At 64.0% G+C, this 17,276-nt stretch carries 16 protein-coding genes; 10 read left to right on the forward strand and 6 right to left on the reverse strand.

Features of this window, described 5'->3' with window-relative positions; translation table 11 throughout:
• Positions 1–47: 47 nt before the first annotated feature.
• From ABW22_RS10100 to ABW22_RS10120, 5 genes are read right to left on the reverse strand one after another with little or no spacing between them, the layout of a single operon-like run.
• On the reverse strand, positions 48–449 hold the full coding sequence (locus tag ABW22_RS10100) for a hypothetical protein (protein ID WP_059755783.1): 402 nt from the start codon (positions 447–449) through the stop codon (positions 48–50).
• On the reverse strand, positions 446–3,028 hold the full coding sequence (gene topA, locus ABW22_RS10105; RefSeq protein WP_059755786.1) for a type I DNA topoisomerase: 2,583 nt from the start codon (positions 3,026–3,028) through the stop codon (positions 446–448). Before topA ends, ABW22_RS10100 begins: the two co-directional genes overlap by 4 nt.
• A gap of 20 nt (positions 3,029–3,048) precedes the next feature.
• Positions 3,049–3,495 (reverse strand): DUF494 family protein, encoded by a 447-nt coding sequence (locus ABW22_RS10110; RefSeq protein WP_059755790.1) that lies wholly within the window; start codon positions 3,493–3,495, stop codon positions 3,049–3,051.
• 4 nt (positions 3,496–3,499) lie between these two features.
• Positions 3,500–4,633, reverse strand: coding sequence for a DNA-processing protein DprA (dprA, locus tag ABW22_RS10115; RefSeq protein WP_059755794.1), 1,134 nt, complete (start codon positions 4,631–4,633; stop codon positions 3,500–3,502).
• A 30-nt stretch (positions 4,634–4,663) separates the two neighbouring features.
• Positions 4,664–5,857, reverse strand: coding sequence for a LysM peptidoglycan-binding domain-containing protein (locus ABW22_RS10120; RefSeq protein WP_059756143.1), 1,194 nt, complete (start codon positions 5,855–5,857; stop codon positions 4,664–4,666).
• A 162-nt stretch (positions 5,858–6,019) separates the two neighbouring features.
• Between ABW22_RS10120 and def the strand changes: the two genes are divergently transcribed.
• From def to ABW22_RS10170, 10 genes are all read left to right on the forward strand, one after another.
• Positions 6,020–6,553, forward strand: a complete 534-nt coding sequence (gene def, locus ABW22_RS10125) for a peptide deformylase (RefSeq protein WP_059755796.1) — start codon at positions 6,020–6,022, stop codon at positions 6,551–6,553.
• Between the two features lie 8 nt (positions 6,554–6,561).
• On the forward strand, positions 6,562–7,533 hold the full coding sequence (fmt, locus tag ABW22_RS10130; RefSeq protein WP_059755799.1) for a methionyl-tRNA formyltransferase: 972 nt from the start codon (positions 6,562–6,564) through the stop codon (positions 7,531–7,533).
• 118 nt (positions 7,534–7,651) lie between these two features.
• The gene (gene rsmB / locus ABW22_RS10135) at positions 7,652–8,908 is read left to right on the forward strand and encodes a 16S rRNA (cytosine(967)-C(5))-methyltransferase RsmB (protein ID WP_059755801.1); all 1,257 of its coding nucleotides are present in this window, start codon (positions 7,652–7,654) and stop codon (positions 8,906–8,908) included.
• A gap of 16 nt (positions 8,909–8,924) precedes the next feature.
• Positions 8,925–9,494, forward strand: coding sequence for a DUF4390 domain-containing protein (locus ABW22_RS10140; RefSeq protein WP_237763300.1), 570 nt, complete (start codon positions 8,925–8,927; stop codon positions 9,492–9,494).
• A complete protein-coding gene (locus tag ABW22_RS10145) occupies positions 9,494–11,626 on the forward strand; it encodes a sensor histidine kinase (protein ID WP_059755821.1) in 2,133 nt (710 codons plus the stop codon). The genes ABW22_RS10140 and ABW22_RS10145 overlap by 1 nt, the downstream gene beginning before the upstream one ends.
• Positions 11,623–12,897 carry a sigma-54-dependent transcriptional regulator gene (locus ABW22_RS10150; protein ID WP_059755825.1) on the forward strand — a complete coding sequence of 425 codons (1,275 nt, stop codon included), beginning with the start codon at positions 11,623–11,625 and terminating at the stop codon, positions 12,895–12,897. Before ABW22_RS10145 ends, ABW22_RS10150 begins: the two co-directional genes overlap by 4 nt.
• A 15-nt stretch (positions 12,898–12,912) precedes the next feature.
• Positions 12,913–14,286 (forward strand): Trk system potassium transporter TrkA, encoded by a 1,374-nt coding sequence (gene trkA, locus ABW22_RS10155; RefSeq protein ID WP_059755828.1) that lies wholly within the window; start codon positions 12,913–12,915, stop codon positions 14,284–14,286.
• Entirely contained in the window at positions 14,286–15,743 is a 1,458-nt protein-coding gene (locus ABW22_RS10160; protein WP_059755831.1) for a TrkH family potassium uptake protein, read from the forward strand. Before trkA ends, ABW22_RS10160 begins: the two co-directional genes overlap by 1 nt.
• Positions 15,736–16,089 carry a tetratricopeptide repeat protein gene (locus tag ABW22_RS10165; protein WP_237763301.1) on the forward strand — a complete coding sequence of 118 codons (354 nt, stop codon included), beginning with the start codon at positions 15,736–15,738 and terminating at the stop codon, positions 16,087–16,089. Before ABW22_RS10160 ends, ABW22_RS10165 begins: the two co-directional genes overlap by 8 nt.
• A gap of 17 nt (positions 16,090–16,106) precedes the next feature.
• Positions 16,107–16,382, forward strand: a complete 276-nt coding sequence (locus ABW22_RS10170) for an oxidative damage protection protein (protein ID WP_059756144.1) — start codon at positions 16,107–16,109, stop codon at positions 16,380–16,382.
• Positions 16,383–16,507: 125 nt separating this feature from the next.
• Here ABW22_RS10170 and phoU read toward each other — a convergent pair whose 3' ends face one another.
• Positions 16,508–17,209, reverse strand: a complete 702-nt coding sequence (gene phoU, locus ABW22_RS10175) for a phosphate signaling complex protein PhoU (protein WP_059755836.1) — start codon at positions 17,207–17,209, stop codon at positions 16,508–16,510.
• Between the last annotated feature and the right edge of the window lie 67 nt (positions 17,210–17,276).

Genomic DNA, 17,276 nt, shown 5'->3' on the forward strand with positions numbered 1-17,276 from the left:
AAAAGCCCGGCAATGCCGGGCTTTTTGCATGGTGCAACACACGTTCGTCATGACATTGAAGTCGATGGATTGTTGAGCCAGGTCTGCAGCGTGGCGCGTAAACGGTCTTCCTGAACCGGCAGGGTGAAGGCGGCGTCGACGCGCAGACGGGCGCTGACCTTGTCCAGAACCGCCTGATGAGCCGTCTCATAAAAAACCAGAATACGGGTATTTGGTGCGCTTTGCACCGCGGCCAGCAGCGACTCGAGATTGGACAGGCGGTCACGGAAATCGGACTGATGGTAAAAATCCGCGACGATGACCGCGGGCGGGTTTTTCCGCACCAGGCTGATGGCGCGGCGCTCTGACCATTCGGTGACCACCGCGTAGCCCAGTTCCTGATACAGTTTTTTGTAGCCAGCCGTGCCGATAAAGGCGTTGACCACGAGCAAGCTGGGGAGCGAACTCATGCAGCGGCTTTTTTGCTGGCTGGCTTTTTGGTCGTGGCGGGCTTGGCGGTGGCCTTTTTGGTCGCCGCCTTTTTAACAGTGGGTTTTTTCGCTTCGGCAGCGTCGCCGGCTTTTGCTTTCTTCGCCGCAGCGGGTTTGGCTGCGGCCTTCTTCACCGGCTTTTTGGCGGGGCCCTTGGCAGCGCGCGCGGCGATCAATGAGAGCGCCTCGTCCAGCGTGATCTCTTCTGGCGTGATGTCCTTGGGCAGGGTGGCGTTGGTGCTGCCGTGCTTCACGTAGGGGCCGTAGCGGCCGCTGCGCACGGTGATGTCCTTGCCATCGTCGGGGTGCGGACCGAGGCTTTTCAGCACCGATGCCGCCGAGTCGCCGCCGCGCGGCTCGCGTTCCATCGCCAGCACTTCAAGTGCGCGCGGCAGGTCGATTTCGTACACGCTGTCGGTCTTGGGGATCGACTTGAACTTGCCGTCGTGCAGCAGATAGGGGCCGAAGCGGCCATTGTTGGCAACGATCGGCAACCCGGTAGTTGGGTGGTGACCGACTTCGCGCGGCAATGACAAAAACTTCAGCGCCAGTTCGAGCGTCGCGTTTTCCAGCGGAATGTCCTTCGGCCACGAGGCACGACGTGGCTTCGGCGCCTTCTTGTCCTCCGGCATCTCGCCGATCTGCACGTAGGGTCCGAAGCGCCCGGACAGCAGTTTGACGTCAAGGCCGGTCGCCGGGTCCTGGCCGAGGATGTTGTCGCCCTCGGCAGTGGCCGCGTGCAGCGGCCGCGTGTAATCGCATTCCGGATAACCGGAGCAGCCGATGAACAGGCCACGTTTGCTTGCCTGCATGAACAGCGGCTTGTTGCACTTGGGGCAGGCTTCCGCAATCGGGCAACCGCGCTCGACGTCCTGTTTGGCTTTCAGGTCGCCGTCGAATGCGCTCCAGAACTCGCCCAGCAGGCGCGTCCATACCCGCTTGCCGTTGGAGACGTCGTCGAGCTTGTCCTCCAGCTTGGCGGTGAAGTCGTAATCGACGTAGTGGCCGAAATGCCGGGTGAGGAAGCAGTTGACCAGGCGGCCGATGTCGGTCGGCAGGAAGCGCTTTTTCTCCAGCACCACGTACTCGCGGTCCTGCAGGGTGGAAATGATGCTGGCGTAAGTGGACGGACGGCCGATGCCGTATTCCTCCAGCGCCTTCACCAGACTGGCTTCGGTGTAGCGCGGCGGCGGCTGGGTGAAGTGCTGCTCGCCGTAGAGCTTGTCGACCGGCAGGGTTTCACCTTCGACGAGCGCGGGCAATTTGGACTCGCCTTCCTCGTCCTCGTCGTCCTGGTATACCGCCAGAAAGCCGGCAAAAGCCAGTGTCTGCCCGGTGGCGCGAAAGGTGCCCTCGCCCACCGTGATGTCGGCCGCGACGGTGTCGAACTGCGCTGCTGTCATTTGGCAGGCAACGGTGCGCTTCCAGATCAGCTCATACAGCCGTGCCTGGTCGTGCGACAGAAACGGTTTCACCGCTTCGGGGGTGCGGACCACCGCAGTCGGCCGCACGGCTTCGTGCGCTTCCTGCGCGTTCTTGGTCTTGGCTTTGTAGGCAATTGCGGCAGGCGGTAGGAAATCCTTGTCGAAGTTGGCACCCACATACTTGCGGATGTCGGTGATTGCTTCCTGTGCCAGGTTGACCGAGTCGGTTCGCATGTAGGTGATGAGGCCGACAGGGCCTTCGCCGAGATCGATGCCTTCGTACAGCTGTTGCGCGGTGCGCATGACGCGGTCAGTGGTCATGCCGAGCTGACGCACGCCGGCTTGCTGCAGGGTCGAGGTGGTGAACGGCGCGCCGGGATGGCGGGCGCGGCGCTTCTTCTCGATGCGCATGACCCGCGCATCGCGGCCTTCCAGCATCGCCAGCCATTCCTTGCTGCGCGCTTCGTGCTCGACCGAGAACTGGTCGAGCTTTTCGCCCTTGAAGTGGGTGAGCTTGGCGGTGAACGGCTGCGCGCCCTTGTGGCTGTCGAGGTGCAGCGTCCAGTATTCGCGCGGATCGAAGGCCTCGATTTCCAGCTCGCGCTCGACGATCATCCGCAACGCGGGCGACTGCACGCGGCCCGCGCTTAGGCCGGGGCTGATCTTGCGCCACAACAGCGGCGACAGATTGAAGCCCACCAGGTAATCCAGCGCGCGCCGCGCCTGTTGCGCGTTGACCAGGTCGATCGCGATCTCGCGCGGGTTGCGCACCGCATCCTGGACGGCCGACTCGGTGATCTCGTAGAAGGCCACCCGCTTCATCGGCGTTTTGACCTTGCGCTCCTTGAGGATTTCGCTGATATGCCAGGAAATCGCCTCGCCTTCGCGGTCCGGGTCGGTTGCCAGCAACACTTCATCGGCCTTTTTGGCGGCCTTGACGATGGCCTCGACGTGCTTGGCGTTGCGCTCGATGACCTGGTATTTCATGCTGAAATTTTCGGTATCGATCGCGCCGGTTTTCGGCTCCAGGTCGCGCACGTGGCCGTAGCTGGCGAGGATGTCGTAATCGTCGCCGAGGTATTTTTTCAGCGTTTTGGATTTTGACGGCGATTCGACAATGACGAGTTTGGACATGGTTAATTTAGTGTGTCGCCTTAATGCAGACGCCCTGGCTCATGGCTGAGCAGCATGTCTTCGAGGTGGGTGAAATGTTCGATCAGCCCGCGGCTCCATAGCACGATCAGGGTCATCCAGCGTACGTGATCCGGTTCGATGTCCTCGCCGCCGAGCGCCATCAGGCCGGAAATCACCCATTCGCGCGATTCGGGGTCGAGCACCTGCGCGCAGACCAGATAGGTCAGCTCGTTGCGGCAGGCGTCGTTCAGGCGCTCCAGCTCTTCGGGCGCGTAATGGCGGTCGAAGGCCTGCGCCAGCCGTTCGTGGGTGGCGCTGCCGGAGAGGTTGGCGTACCAGTCGAGCGCTGCATTGATGTCGGCTTCTTCAAAGCCGGCGGCAAACAGGCGCTTTTCGAGCGCGTCGCGATCGGGCGCCAGCTCGACCATGCGGAAGCTTTCGTAGAGGTAAACCAGGATATCGAGCATAGTGTCAGTGAATTTTTTGGTAACGCCCGCCGGGCAAGGAAGCAATTCGCCCATCCAGTTCAAGCGTCAACAGCTTCGCTGAAAGCGCATCCAGCGTCAACCCGGTTCTTTGTGCCAAGGTATCGGGCGTGGTCGGCGCACCGTCCAGTGCGTCCAATACCGGGTCGGACAGGGTTTCCGGCAGTGCCCGCGAGGGGTACGCCGCCGCCAGACATTCATGCCCTTCAGGGTGCTCGCCCTGCGGGCGGTCTTCGCGCAGTACCGGCGGCGCCAGCCGCTGTTGCCAGGCCAGTTCGTCGAGAATGTCGGCGGCGGATTCGACCAGCTTGGCGCCCTGCTTGATCAGGGCATGACAGCCGCGCGCCAGCGGCGAATGGATCGAGCCGGGAATGGCGAATACCTCGCGCCCTTGTTCGGTCGCCACCCGGGCGGTGATCAGCGAGCCGCTGTTGGGCGCGGCCTCCACCACCAGCACGCCTCGGCTCAAGCCGCTGATCAACCGGTTGCGGCGCGGAAAGTGCCCGGGCAGGGGCGGCGTGCCGAGCGCGAATTCAGACACGATCAAGCCGTTTTCGGCCAGCCGGTGCGCCAGCGCCTTGTTGCGCGCGGGATAAATGCGGTCGAGCCCGGTGCCGATGATGGCGACGCTCGAGCCGGCGCCTGCCAGCCCGCCGCGATGCGCCGCCGCGTCGATGCCGAGCGCAAGCCCGCTGACGATGGTGAGTCCGGCGTCGGACAGCGCGTGGGCAAACGCCTCGGCATCGCGCACGCCCTGCGGGGTGGCATTGCGGCTGCCGACGATGCCGAGGCAGGGCTGGTTCAGCAGGCTGCGCCGTCCCTTGCAATACAGGATGGCAGGGGGATCGGCGATCTCCAGCAGGGTTTTCGGGTAGTCCTCGTCCGCCAGCGTCATCAGGCTGTTGCCGGGCTGGGCAAGCCAGGCGTGGGCGGCGTCTAGCTGCACAGCGTCGGATTCGGCCAGCAGCGCGTCGCATTGTGCGCGGGAAAGATGCGCCGTCAGCGCGCTGCGGCCGGATGCCAAAACGGCCTCCGGGGAACCGAAGGCCGTCAGCAGGCGGATCAGGCTGGTGTTGCCGACCCCGGGGGCGAGGGCGAGGCGCAGCCAGGCGTCAGGCACGCTCGATGCGTCTTTCAGGAGCGTGCATGCTCAGGGGGTTTTCACCGTGTCGAGCAGGTAGACCGGCCCGTTGGACTGCATGATGAGCGCGTAGGACACGCGGTCGAATACGCGGTAGACCATCACCAGGCCGCTACGGGCGTCGGGCAGCTTGATGGCGCGGTCGCTGCTGTTGCCAAGACAGGTGCTGCGGAAGGCGCTGCGGACATCGGCGGTCTGGTTGTAGGTGACCTTGCTGTTTTCCTTCAGGCAGCGCACGTCGTTGTAAAGCCAGGCGCCACCGTTTGGAACGCCTGCGGTTTTTTCGTTGACCCAGGTCATGCGATCTTTTTCATCGCGGGTGAGCGTGACCGCCAGGCCTTCGCGGAACACTGTCAACACATGGCCGGGCTCCAGGCCGTCGCGGCTGCCGCGGTTGATCACCACGGTCTGGTAACGGCCGCTGTCCGACAGGCCGCCGTAAGCTGAGATGATGCGGCCGCTGATTTGGGCTTCGGGTGCGTGCGGAATGTATTCGAAGGTGGTGCTGTCATCGGCTTCCACCAGCTTGTCGCGGGGCAGGATTTCCTGCGCCGACTGGGTGATGCGGATTTTTTGCGGTGCGCCGGCTACCAGGGTGCGTGCATCGCCCAGGTATTCGACCTCGTAGCCCAGCACTTCGCCGGTTTCCGGGTCCTTGAGCGGCTTGCCGGGACGCAGCACATTCCAGCGTGTCACCCCATCCTTGCCGCCGGTGGCGAAGGCGTCGTCGCCCGCCGCCAGCACCACGCGCTCGGTGTTGCTGCCCAGAATGAACGGCGCGTCATCGAACGCCCCCTGGGGAACCACGCGCGGCTGTGACAGGAAAGGATGGATCACGCGGATCGGAATCGACTGAATGGCATCACCACTGATGTCGGTTGCGCGTACGCCGGGCGACAGCCTGACCGTCTGCATCCCGTTTGTGCCGCCCCTGACCAGCGACAGCCGCGGTTCCTTGCCGCTGCGGTCGAGCACGATCAGATCACCCGGGTAGATCCAGTGCGGATTCTTGATTTCCTCGCGGTTCAGGTTCCAGATTTGCGGCCAGCGCCACGGATCCTTGAGAAAACGCCCGGAGATGTCCCACAGGGTGTCGCCCTTGACCACGACGTATTTGTCGGGGGCGTTGTCCTGCAGTTTAAGCGTGTCGGCCAGCGCAGGCATCGACAGCAACAGGGCAAGAGTAATAACGAATTGACGCACGGGGGAACCCTCCACTTAGAACTTGTCTAATTTTTTGCATTGAAAATATACTGTGCGCTTAGCTAACGGCTATCCGTCGCCGTATATTTAGGGTGATGCGCATCAGGATGCAGATTTTGCATCAAAGTGTGCACCCAGCCCCTTCATTCTTCAAGTGTTTTTATGGCCAGACTCGATATTCTGCATTATCCGGATGCCCGCCTGCACACCGTCGCCAAGCCAATCGTCGCGGTCGATGCGCGCATCCGCAAACTGGTCGACAACATGGCCGAAACCATGTACGCCGCCCCCGGCATCGGCCTGGCGGCCACCCAGGTCAACGTCCACGAGCGCGTCATCGTCATCGACATTTCCGAAACCCACGATGCGCTGCGGGTGTTCATCAATCCCGAGATCGTCGCCCAGTCGGGTCGCGAGGAAAGCGAGGAAGGCTGCCTGTCGGTGCCCGGCGTTTTCGACAGGGTGACGCGCGCCGAGCGTGTCACCGTGCGTGCGCTCGACCGCGACGGCAAACCCTTCGAACTGGAGGCCGAGGGCGTGCTGGCGGTGTGCATCCAGCACGAAATGGATCATTTGATGGGCAAGGTGTTCGTCGACTATCTGTCCAACCTCAAGCGCACCCGCATCAAGGCCAAACTGGCCAAGCAGGCGCGCGAGCACCGGCCTGACGCCGCGCCGGTGCGCGCGTCGCTCTGAACCGGCCTGTGCGCATCCTCTTTGCCGGCACGCCGCCGTTCGCGGCCGCCGCCCTCGATGCCCTGGCGGAGGCCGGGCACGACATCGTCCTCGTGCTGACCCAGCCCGACCGTCCCGCCGGGCGCGGCATGAAGCTCACCCCCAGCGCGGTCAAGCAGGCGGCGCAGGCGCGCGGGCTACCGCTGTATCAGCCTGCCAGCCTGAGAACTCCCGAGGCCCCGGCAGAACTGCGCGCGATGGATGCCGATGTGATGGTGGTCGCGGCCTATGGCCTGATTCTGCCGCAGGCGGTACTGGACCTGCCGCGCTTCGGCTGCCTCAACATCCACGCCTCGCTGCTGCCGCGCTGGCGCGGCGCGGCGCCAATCCAGCGCGCGATCCTGGCGGGCGACACGGAGACCGGCATCACCATCATGCAGATGGACGCCGGGCTCGACACCGGGGCGATGCTCTCCCAAACGGCGGTGCCGATCCGCGAAACCGACACCGCGGCCAGCCTGCACGACACCCTCGCCGCAGCCGGCGCCAGGGCCATCGTGGTGGCGCTGGCGAATTACCCCGCACTGGTGCCGCAGGCGCAGGACGACCGCGAGGCGACCTATGCCGCCAAACTCAGCAAGGAAGAGGCGAGGCTGGACTGGCGCCAGCCCGCCGCCACCTTGGCGCGCGCGGTGCGCGCCTACAATCCGGCACCCGGCGCGTGGACGCTGCTGGACGGCGTGCCGCTGAAAATCTGGTCGACGCAAGCCGTCGCAGGCGCGGGTGCCCTAAAGGACGCCGACTTTCTACGGGCTTCAGCCCGTGAAAGATCGTATGAACCAGGCACCGTCTTACTTGCGGAGGCAGACCGGCTGGTGGTCGCCTGCGGCAACGGCGCGTTGTCCTTGCAGGAGGTCCAGCCGGCGGGCGGCAAACGGATGAGCGCCGCGGCGTTTCTCGCCGGCCGGCCGTTGCCGGCCGGAACCCCTTTCGGCGCTTGAGACCGGGTCGGGCCGCGCGCATCCGATGCGCGTCGACGGTCGCCCCTGTTATCATCCGCCGCTCATCGCTGCGGCTGGAATCCCATGAATCAACCGACTAACCGGGGCAGGTCCCACTATGCGTAATTTGCAAAAACTGGCTGCCGGCGCGCTCGAAGAAGTGCTCGCCGGCGCGGCGCTGCACCAGGTGTTGCCGCGGCGCCTGCAGCAACTGGAAACGCCGGGTGAACGCGGCGCCCTGCAGGACATCGTGTATGGCAGCCTGCGCCAGCTGGGCCGTCTGGATGCCTGGCTGGCGGCGCTGCTGGAGCGTCCGCTGACCGACCCCGAACTCGGCTGGCTGCTGCGCGTGGCGCTGTATCAGCTGGCCTACACCCGGGCACCGGCGCATGCGGTGGTGCACAACGCCGTCACCGCGGCGGGCGAGGGCTGGCGGCGCGGGCTGGCCAACGCGGTGCTGCGCAATTTTCAGCGTCGCCGCGCCGAGCTGGAAACGCTGGCAGATGAGCAGCCGCGCGCGCGCTGGTCACACCCTGACTGGTGGATCGCCAAACTGCAAGCCGAGCACCCGGCACACTGGCAGGACATTCTCGAGGCCAGCCAGCAGCACCCGCCGTTCACCCTGCGCGTCAACTGTCGTCACGGCGATGTGGCGGGCTACCTGCAGCGGCTGACCGAGGCCGGGCTGCCAGCGCGGCAAACCGGCCCGGATGCCGTCACCCTTGACAAGGCGGTGCCAGTGCACACGCTTCCCGGCTTCGATGCGGGCGACGTGTCGGTGCAGGACGCCGGCGCGCAATGGGCGGCACGCCTGCTGGACGCGCAGCCGGGCGAGCGGGTGCTGGATGCCTGTGCCGCGCCCGGCGGCAAGACCGGCCATATCCTGGAGCGTGTTGACGTGATTTTGACAGCGGTCGACGTGGATGTGGCGCGGCTGGCGCGGGTGGAGGAAAACCTCAACCGGCTGCAGCTGAATGCTGCGCTGGTCGAAGGCGACGCCGCGCAACCCGAGACCTGGTGGGACGGCCAGCCGTTCGACCGCATCCTGGCCGATGTGCCGTGCAGCGCCTCCGGCGTGGTGCGCCGCAACCCCGACATCAAATGGCTGCGCCGCCCCGACGATATCCCTCAATTTGCCGCGCAACAGGCCGTTATGCTGGAGGCGCTCTGGCGACTGCTGGCCCCGGGTGGTACATTGCTTTACGCCACCTGCTCCCTCTTCAATGAAGAAAACGACGGACAGGTGCGTGCGTTCCTGGCGCGCCACGCGGGTGACGCCGAACGCTGTCCACTTCCTGAACCTTTGTCCGACGGGTCGCTGCTGCCTGATGCCGAGCATGATGGTTTTTTTTACGCCCTGCTGCGCAAGATTTGACCCGCCGATTCGCTGGTTGGCCGCGCTGTTGCTCGGCTGCTGGCTGGTCGTGGCGGGCAGCGCGCTGGCCAGCGACAGGAGCACGATCAAACAGGCCCTCATCAAGCCCACGCCGCAAGGCTATGTGCTGGATGCGGACGTCGATCTCGTGCTCAACCCCACCCTGGAAGACGCGCTGATCCGCGGCATCAACCTGCACTTCCTGCTGAAACTGGAGCTGACCCGGCCGCGCAACTGGTGGTTTGACGAAGGCATCGCCGAGCCCGTTCGCAAGATGCGGATTTATTACCACCTGCTGCTGCGCCGCTATGTCGTCGAATCGGGCTACACCACGCAGACCGCCGCTACCCTCGACGAGGCGCTGGCCTTGCTGGGACGGGTGGAGAACTGGCAGGTGCTGGAGCGCGGCGCGCTCAAAACCGGGCAGCGCTACGACGCCCGCCTGCGCCTGCGTCTCGACACCGCGCAATTGCCCAAGCCGCTCTCCATCGGCGCGGTCACCAGCGACAAATGGGAGCTCGTCACCCCCTGGTACGGCTGGTCGTTTGAGGCGCCCGCTTTACCCGCGTCACCGCCCTTGCCCTGATGCGCAGTCTGATTGCCGCCGCCCTGATCATGGGCATCGTGCTGTTGTTCCTGCTGTTTAATGCCAGTAGCGGCAGCAGCGCCTTCTCCGACAGCCTGCCCACCCTGTTCGTTGGCGGCGGCGTGCTCGGCGTGGCGCTGCTGGTGTTGCTGGGCTGGCGCCTGTGGTGGCTGCAAAAACGTATCCGCCGTGGCGTGTTCGGTGCCAAGCTCACGCTCAAATTGCTGCTGATGTTCGGCGTCGTCGCCCTGTTGCCCGGCCTGGTGGTGTATGGCGCCTCGGTGTTCTTTCTCAACCGTTCGATCGAAACCTGGTTCGACGTGCGGGTCGACAATGCGCTGACCTCCGGCGTCAACCTCGGCCATGCCGCGCTCGACGACCTGCTGCGCGAGCTCGATAAAAAAGCGCAGCGCATGGCGCTGTCCCTGTCGGACGAGGGCCTGGGTTCCATCATCACCAGCCTTTCGACCCTGCGCGAGCAAAGCGCGGTGCAGGAAATGACCCTGTTCGACGAACGCGGCGGCGTCATTGCCCACGTCAGCGGCGAGCACGGCACCCTGCTGCCGGTGCTGCCCGAGCGCAGCGTGCTGTGGCAGGCCCGCCAGCAGCAGCCCTACAGCCGGATCGAGGAAGTGGCCGAGCGCGGGCTCATCATGCGCGTCATCGTGCCGGTGTATACCAGCGCGCTGGCCGGCGAAACGCGCGTGCTGCAGCTGGTTCAGCCGGTGCCCGCCAGCCTGGCGCGCGACGCGCAGGCGGTGCAGCTGGCATACCAGGAATACCAGCAGATCGCGGTGTCGCGGCAGGGATTGAAGCGCATCTACGGCGTGGCGCTCACGCTGACCCTGATGCTGGCGCTGCTGATGACGCTGGTCATCGCCTACCTGCTGTCGGAGCGCCTCGGCGCGCCGCTGCGCTCGCTGGCGCGCGGCACCCGTGCCGTAGCCAAGGGCGATTTTTCGCAGATGCCGTCGGTAAAGAGCCGCGACGAACTGGGCGTGCTGATCCAGTCGTTCAACCGCATGACCCGCCAGCTGTCCGACGCGCGCGAACAGGTGGCGCAGAACCATCAGCAGACCGAACAGGCCAAGGCTTTTCTCGAGCGCGTGCTGGCCAACCTGTCGTCCGGCGTGGTGGTGCTCGACGATGCGCTGCAGGTGCGCACCATGAACAGCGCGGCCGCGCAGATTCTCGGGGTGGCTGCCGCCGCGCTCGACGCGCACCCGCTGGCCGAACTGGGTCAGCCGGGCGAGGCATTGCATGCGTTCGGGACCACGGTTGCCGCGCGCTTTGCCGAGCACGAAGGCGAATGGCAGGAACAGATCGACTATGCGGGCCATGGTGGCAACCAGTCGCTGCTGCTGCGCGGCACCCGCCTGCCGCCGGGCGTCGAGCGCGGCTATGTGCTGGTATTCGACGACGTGACCAAGCTGATCGACGCCGAGCGCAACGCCGCCTGGAGCGAGGTGGCGCGCCGGCTGGCGCACGAGATCAAGAATCCGCTGACCCCGATCCAGCTGTCGGCCGAGCGCATCGCGAAGAAGCTGGATGGCCGGCTGGAAGCAGCGGACGCCGAATTCCTGGCGCGCGCCACGCAAACCATTGTCAACCAGGTCGCCGCGATGAACAGCATGGTCGACGCCTTCGCCAACTATGCGCGGATGCCGCGCGCCCGGCTCGAGGCGATCGATCTGAATGCGCTGGTGCGCGAAGTGCTGTCGCTGTACGACACCAGGGCGCTTGGCCTGCAGCTGCATCTTGACGCCGACCTGCCGCGCATCGCGGGCGACTCCACATTATTGCGTCAGGTGATTCATAATCTGTTGCAAAATGCGCAGGACGCGCTGGCCGGGCATCCCGAGCCGAAGGTCGAGGTCGGAACACACCTCAACAACCATGCAGTTTATTTGACCGTAACCGACAATGGAGCCGGGTTTCCGGAGCACCTGATGACGCGGCTGTTCGAGCCTTACGCAACCACCAAGGCCAAGGGGACGGGGCTGGGCTTGGCCATCGTCAAAAAGATCGTGGAAGAGCATCACGGCAAAATCCAGATTGAAAACCTCAAGTCGGGCGGTGCCGCTATCCGCATAGAGCTGCCTGTTTTTGCCGCAACCGGGGAGCAACCGTGAGCGGACATATTCTCGTCGTCGATGACGAAGTGGGCATTCGTGAGTTGTTGTCGGAAATTCTCACCGACGAGGGCTACGACGTGCACTTGGCGGAAAACGCCGAAGCGGCGCGCGCCTTTCGTGCGCTGCGGCGCCCGGACCTGGTCCTGCTCGACATCTGGATGCCCGACACCGATGGCGTAACGCTGCTCAAGGAATGGGCAGCCGGCGGCCAGCTCACCATGCCGGTGGTGATGATGTCCGGCCACGGCACCATCGACACTGCAGTCGAAGCCACCCGGCTCGGCGCCGCCGACTTCCTGGAAAAGCCGGTTTCGCTGGCCAAGCTGATCGACACCGTCAGCAAGGCGATCAAGCGCGGCGTGGCCCTGCCCCGGCGCTTGCCCAGCATGGACTTGTCTGCGCTTGGCCGTAGCCCGCTGATCCTTGAGCTGAAAAAACGTCTCACCCAGATCGCCGGCAATACCGCGCCCGTCCTGTTGCAGGGCGGGACCGGCAGCGGCTTTGAAATCTGTGCCCGTTTCCTGCACCAGCCCGCCAGCCCGTGGGTCGAAATCAAGGACCGCGCGCGTCTGGTGTCCGACCCGCTGAGCTTTGTCGAAGCGCTCGGCAACGGCACGCTTTTTCTGCCCGATGCCTGTGAACTTGCGCGCCTGGAGCAGAAAGGCCTGGGACTGCTGCTCGACCGCATCGAGGGCGGCGGCGCGCGCCTGGTGTGCGCCGCCAGCCGCAGTCTCGACGCCATGGTTGCAGCGGGCGAATTCGATAACCGCCTTTACTACCGCCTGTCCAGCCTGTCCATCCAGGTGCCGTCGTTGCGCGAGCATCGCGAGGACGTGCCCGAAATCGCCAATTTAATGCTGGCGCAGCTGGTGGAGGAAGGCGTTTGCCCGGTGCGGCGCCTGACCACGCCGGCCTTGAACCCGCTGCGCAACTTTGACTGGCCGGGCAACCTGCCGCAGCTCCATAACGTGGTGCGCACGCTGGCGGTCACCGCGCTCGCGAGCGAAATCGACGCCGCCGACGTCAACCGCGTGCTTGCCCCGATGAAGCAGTCGACGCCTGCCGTGGCCCACGGCATCCCCCTCGACATTCCGCTGCGCGAGGCGCGCGACGCTTTCGAGCGCACCTATTTCGAACACCTGATCCAGCAGGAGGGCGGCAGCATGACCCGGGTCGCCGACAAGTCTGGGCTGGAACGCACCCACCTCTACCGTAAGCTCAAACAGCTGAATATCCGGCATGGGCGGCGCCTCGACGAAGATCTGTAAGCGCAAAGCCTTGACATGAAAATCATCATCCTCGGCGCCGGTCAGGTCGGCGCCAACCTTGCCGCAAGCCTGGTTGCCGAAAACAACGACATCACCGTGGTCGACCTGGAACTCGAGCGGCTGTCGCTGCTGCAGGATCGCTTCGACCTGCGCACAGTGCGCGGCCACGCCGCCCATCCCTCGATCCTGAAAAGGGCCGGGGCGGAAGACGCCGACATGCTGGTGGCGGTGACCCAGAGCGACGAAACCAATCTGGTGGCTTGCCGTATTGCATCGACCCTGTTCAACATTCCCACCCGCATCGCGCGGATCCGTTCGGCCGATTTTCTGGAGGCCGAAGGCGGCTTCCTTTCCGAGCATTTCGGCGTCGACCACATCATCAGCCCCGAGCAGGAGGTCACCGAAACCCTGCGCCGCCTGATCGAGCATCCCGAAGCCCTGCAGGTGCTGGATTTCGCCGATGGCCGTGTGCGGCTGGTGGCGGTGCGCGCTTATCACGGCGGGCCGCTGGTCGGCCACGAACTGCAGGACATCAAGCGCCACATGCCGCATATCGATGCCCGGGTGGCGGCGATCTACCGGCGCGATCGCGGCATCGTGCCAACGGGAATCACCGTTATCGAGCCGGGCGACGAGGTGTTTTTTCTCGCCCGCAAGCAGGACATCGCCGCCGTCATGCGCGAGCTGCGCCACATGGAACGCCCGGTCAAGCGGGTCATGATCGCCGGCGGCGGCAACATCGGACGGCGGCTGGCGGCGCGGCTGGAGCGCGATTACGAAGTCAAGCTGATCGACCACAACAAGGTCACCTGCACGCTGTTGGCCGAAAAGCTGCATCGCACTTTGGTGCTGTGCGGCGACGCCACCGACGAGGACCTGCTGGAACAGGAAAACGTCGAGTCGATGGATGTGTTCTGCGCGCTCACCAACGACGACGAGGACAACATCATGTCCGCCCTCTTGGCCAAGCGCATGGGCGCGAAGCGGGTGATTGCCCTGATCAACCGTGCGGCCTACGTCAATCTGGTGCAGGGCGGCGAGATCGATATCGCCATCTCGCCGGCGCAGGCCACGGTGGGGCCGCTGCTGTCGAAGATCCGCCGCGGCGACATGGCGGCGGTGCACAGCCTGCGGCGCGGTGCCGCCGAGGTGCTGGAAATCGTCGTCCATGGCGATTTCAAGACCTCCAAGGTAGTGGGTCGGCGCATCGGCGATGTGGCCCTGCCGGAAGGTTCGTCGATTGCTGCCATCATCCGCGGCGAAGAGGTGCTGATCGCGCACCACGACACGCTGATTGAAGCAGAAGACCACCTCATCCTGTTCGCGCTGAACAAGCGCATCATTCCCAAGGTCGAAAAGCTGTTCCAGGTCGGTTTTGCTTTCTTCTGATGTCCCGCATTGCCCCCGTTCTTAATGTGTTGTCCAAGGTAGTCATGCTGTTCTCGGCCACCTTTCTGCCGCCGCTGGCCCTTTCATGGGTGCTCGACGACGGGACGCAGCGCGCCTTTGGCGAAGCCATCGTCATCACGTTTGTAGGGGGCGCGCTCACCTGGCTGTTCACCCGCAAAGCGCAGCGCGAATTGCAAACCCGCGATGGATTCCTGCTGGTGCTGCTGGTGTGGACCAGCCTGCCGGCCTTTGCCACTCTGCCCCTGCTGATCTACATGCCGGATCTCTCGTTTACCGATGCGTATTTCGAAACGGTTTCGGGCATTACCACGACGGGGTCGACGATCCTGTCCGGTCTGGACACGCTGCCCATGCCCATCAATCTGTGGCGCGGTCTGCTGGTTTGGCTGGGCGGCATGGGGCTGATCGTGCTGGCGGTCGCCATTCTGCCGCTGCTGGGCGTCGGGGGGATGCAGATCTACAAGGCTGAAACCCCGGGGCCGATGAAAGACACCAAGCTCACGCCGCGCATTACCGAAACCGCCAAGGGCCTGTATCTGGTCTATGTCGGTATCTCGATCGCGTGCGGCCTCTCATACTGGCTGGCCGGAATGACGCCGTTCGATGCCGTCATGCATACCTTCTCCACGATGGGATTGGGCGGATTTTCCTCGCATGATGCGAGCTTCGGTTACTGGAACTCGCCCGTTATCGAAGCCGTCACGGTGGTGTTCATGCTGGTGGCCGGGATCAATTTCTCCACGCATTTTCTGGCGTGGCGGCAACGCACGGCGACCGCCTACCGGCTGGATCCGGAAGTGCGCTGGTTTCTGGCCGTCACCTTGGGCAGCGCCCTCATGATCGCGATTTATCTGACCGCCATGCAGGTCTACCCCGATTTTTTTCAGGCGCTGCGCTTCGCGGTTTTCAACACGGTCTCGATCGCCACGACGACCGGGTTTGCCAACACCGATTACAACCAGTGGCCGATCTTTGCGCCGCTGTGGATGCTGTTTCTGTCCTGCTTTGCTTCCTGCTCGGGCAGTACCGGCGGCGGCATGAAAATGGTGCGCGCCCAGCTTCTGTTCAGACAGGGACGGCGTGAATTGACCCGCCTCATTCATCCGGCCGCGCGGCTGCCGGTCAAACTGGGCGGGCAGGTGGTGCCCAACAATGTCATCTATGCCGTGCTGGCCTTTGCCTTTCTGTATGTGTTCGCCATCATCGTCATGACCCTGGTCATGACTGCCAGCGGGCTGGAATTCATCACGGCGTTTTCCGCAGTGGTTGCCTCCATCAACAACACCGGGCCCGGGCTGAATCAGGTTGGGCCCGCTACAACCTACGCGAGCCTCAGCGATTTTCAGACCTGGATCTGCACCATTGCCATGCTGCTGGGGCGGCTGGAGTTGCTTACCGTTCTTGTGGTCTTTACCCGGGCCTTCTGGCGTGCCTGAGCCACTGGAAAACTTTCTTGCCATGCTCGCCAGCGGCCGCGACAACGCCTTGCTGCGCTTCTCGCTCGGCAACGAATACCTCAAGCAGGGCGACGCCGCGAAAGCCGCCGAGCACCTGCGCCGTGCGGTCGAGCACGACCCGAAATATTCCGCCGCCTGGAAACTGCTGGGCCGCGCGCTCACCGACAGCGAAGCCTGGGGCGAAGCACTGGCCGCCTACCAGCAGGGTATCGCGGTGGCCGAGGCGCGCGGCGACAAGCAGGCGGCCAAGGAAATGGGCGTGTTCGCGCGGCGGATCGAGGCCGCGCTAATCAATAAGCCGCTTGGGTTAAAATCAGACGATTGAATTTTCAGGAGCAGCAAATGACGCGGATGGTGAATTGTGTGAAGCTCGGACGCGAGGCCGAAGGCCTGGCCTTCCAGCCGGTGCCGGGCGAGTTGGGCAAGAAAATTTTCGAGGGCGTGTCGAAGGAAGCCTGGTCGGGCTGGCAGCGCCACCAGACCATGTTGATCAACGAAAACCGCCTCAATCTGGCCGACCCGCAGGCACGCAGCTACTTGCTGGAACAGATGGAGCGCTACTTCTTTGGCGGCGGCGATGTCGATGCGGCAGCGGGTTACGTGCCACCCGCCAAGTAGTGCGTGGTTGTTGACGCTTCAGCGGCTTTACAACCACGGCCTACCCCTTGCGGGTAAATCCGGCGGCGTGCTGCAGACAAAACGGGCTCCCGCGGGAGCCCGTTTTGTCTGCGTAAGGCTAAACCTTACATTACTTCTCTTTCGATCTCTTCCAGCGAGGTATGCCGCACGTCCTTGCCCTTCACCATGTAGACCACGTATTCCGACATGTTCTTGGCGTGGTCGCCCATGCGCTCGATCGCCTTGGTGACGAACAGGATGTCGATGAACACCGAAATGGTGCGCGGATCTTCCATCATGAAGGTGATGAGGTGGCGCAGGTTGAGGCGGAACTCTTCGTCCACATCCTGATCCTGGCGCGCGATTTCAACTGCCTTGGTGGCGTCCAGTCGGGCAAAGGCGTCGAGCGCCTTGCGCAGCATGTCGAGCACCATGTCCGCCATGTATTTGACTTCGGAGAAGCGCGGCATGCTGATGCGCTCGGACTGGTGAATCAGCTTGGCCATGCGCGCGATCTTGGCCGCTTCGTCGCCGATGCGCTCGAGGTCGGTGATGGTCTTCACCACCATCATCACCATGCGCAGGTCGGACGCGGTCGGCTGACGGCGCGCGATGATGCGGGTGCAGTCCTCGTCGATCGCCACTTCCAGCGCATTGACGCTGTGGTCGTTGGCGTCCACCTGGTCGGCCAGCTCCATGTTGCCCGAGATGAGCGATTCGAGGGCGTTGGTAATCTGCTCCTCGACCAGGCCACCCATTTTCAGCACGCTGGCGCGCACAGCTTCCAGTTCGGCGTCAAATTGCTTATAGGTGTGTTCAGTAGGCATTTCTTAACCTTTCAATATTTCGCTCCGAATTATAGGCCCCGTATTGTGACGTTTCCATGAACGGCAC

It is taken from the genome of Thiobacillus denitrificans, assembly GCF_001530125.1.
Lineage (GTDB): Bacteria > Pseudomonadota > Gammaproteobacteria > Burkholderiales > Thiobacillaceae > Thiobacillus > Thiobacillus denitrificans_C.

Bases quoted from the DNA above. Each gene is read 5' to 3' on its own strand.
- ABW22_RS10100 (WP_059755783.1), bottom strand. From the start codon at position 449: ATGAGTTCGCTCCCCAGCTTGCTCGTGGTCAACGCCTTTATCGGCACG.
- topA (WP_059755786.1), bottom strand. From the start codon at position 3,028: ATGTCCAAACTCGTCATTGTCGAATCGCCGTCAAAATCCAAAACGCTG.
- ABW22_RS10110 (WP_059755790.1), bottom strand. From the start codon at position 3,495: ATGCTCGATATCCTGGTTTACCTCTACGAAAGCTTCCGCATGGTCGAG.
- def (WP_059755796.1), top strand. From the start codon at position 6,020: ATGGCCAGACTCGATATTCTGCATTATCCGGATGCCCGCCTGCACACC.
- rsmB (WP_059755801.1), top strand. From the start codon at position 7,652: ATGCGTAATTTGCAAAAACTGGCTGCCGGCGCGCTCGAAGAAGTGCTC.
- ABW22_RS10145 (WP_059755821.1), top strand. From the start codon at position 9,494: ATGCGCAGTCTGATTGCCGCCGCCCTGATCATGGGCATCGTGCTGTTG.
- trkA (WP_059755828.1), top strand. From the start codon at position 12,913: ATGAAAATCATCATCCTCGGCGCCGGTCAGGTCGGCGCCAACCTTGCC.
- ABW22_RS10160 (WP_059755831.1), top strand. From the start codon at position 14,286: ATGTCCCGCATTGCCCCCGTTCTTAATGTGTTGTCCAAGGTAGTCATG.
- ABW22_RS10170 (WP_059756144.1), top strand. From the start codon at position 16,107: ATGACGCGGATGGTGAATTGTGTGAAGCTCGGACGCGAGGCCGAAGGC.
- phoU (WP_059755836.1), bottom strand. From the start codon at position 17,209: ATGCCTACTGAACACACCTATAAGCAATTTGACGCCGAACTGGAAGCT.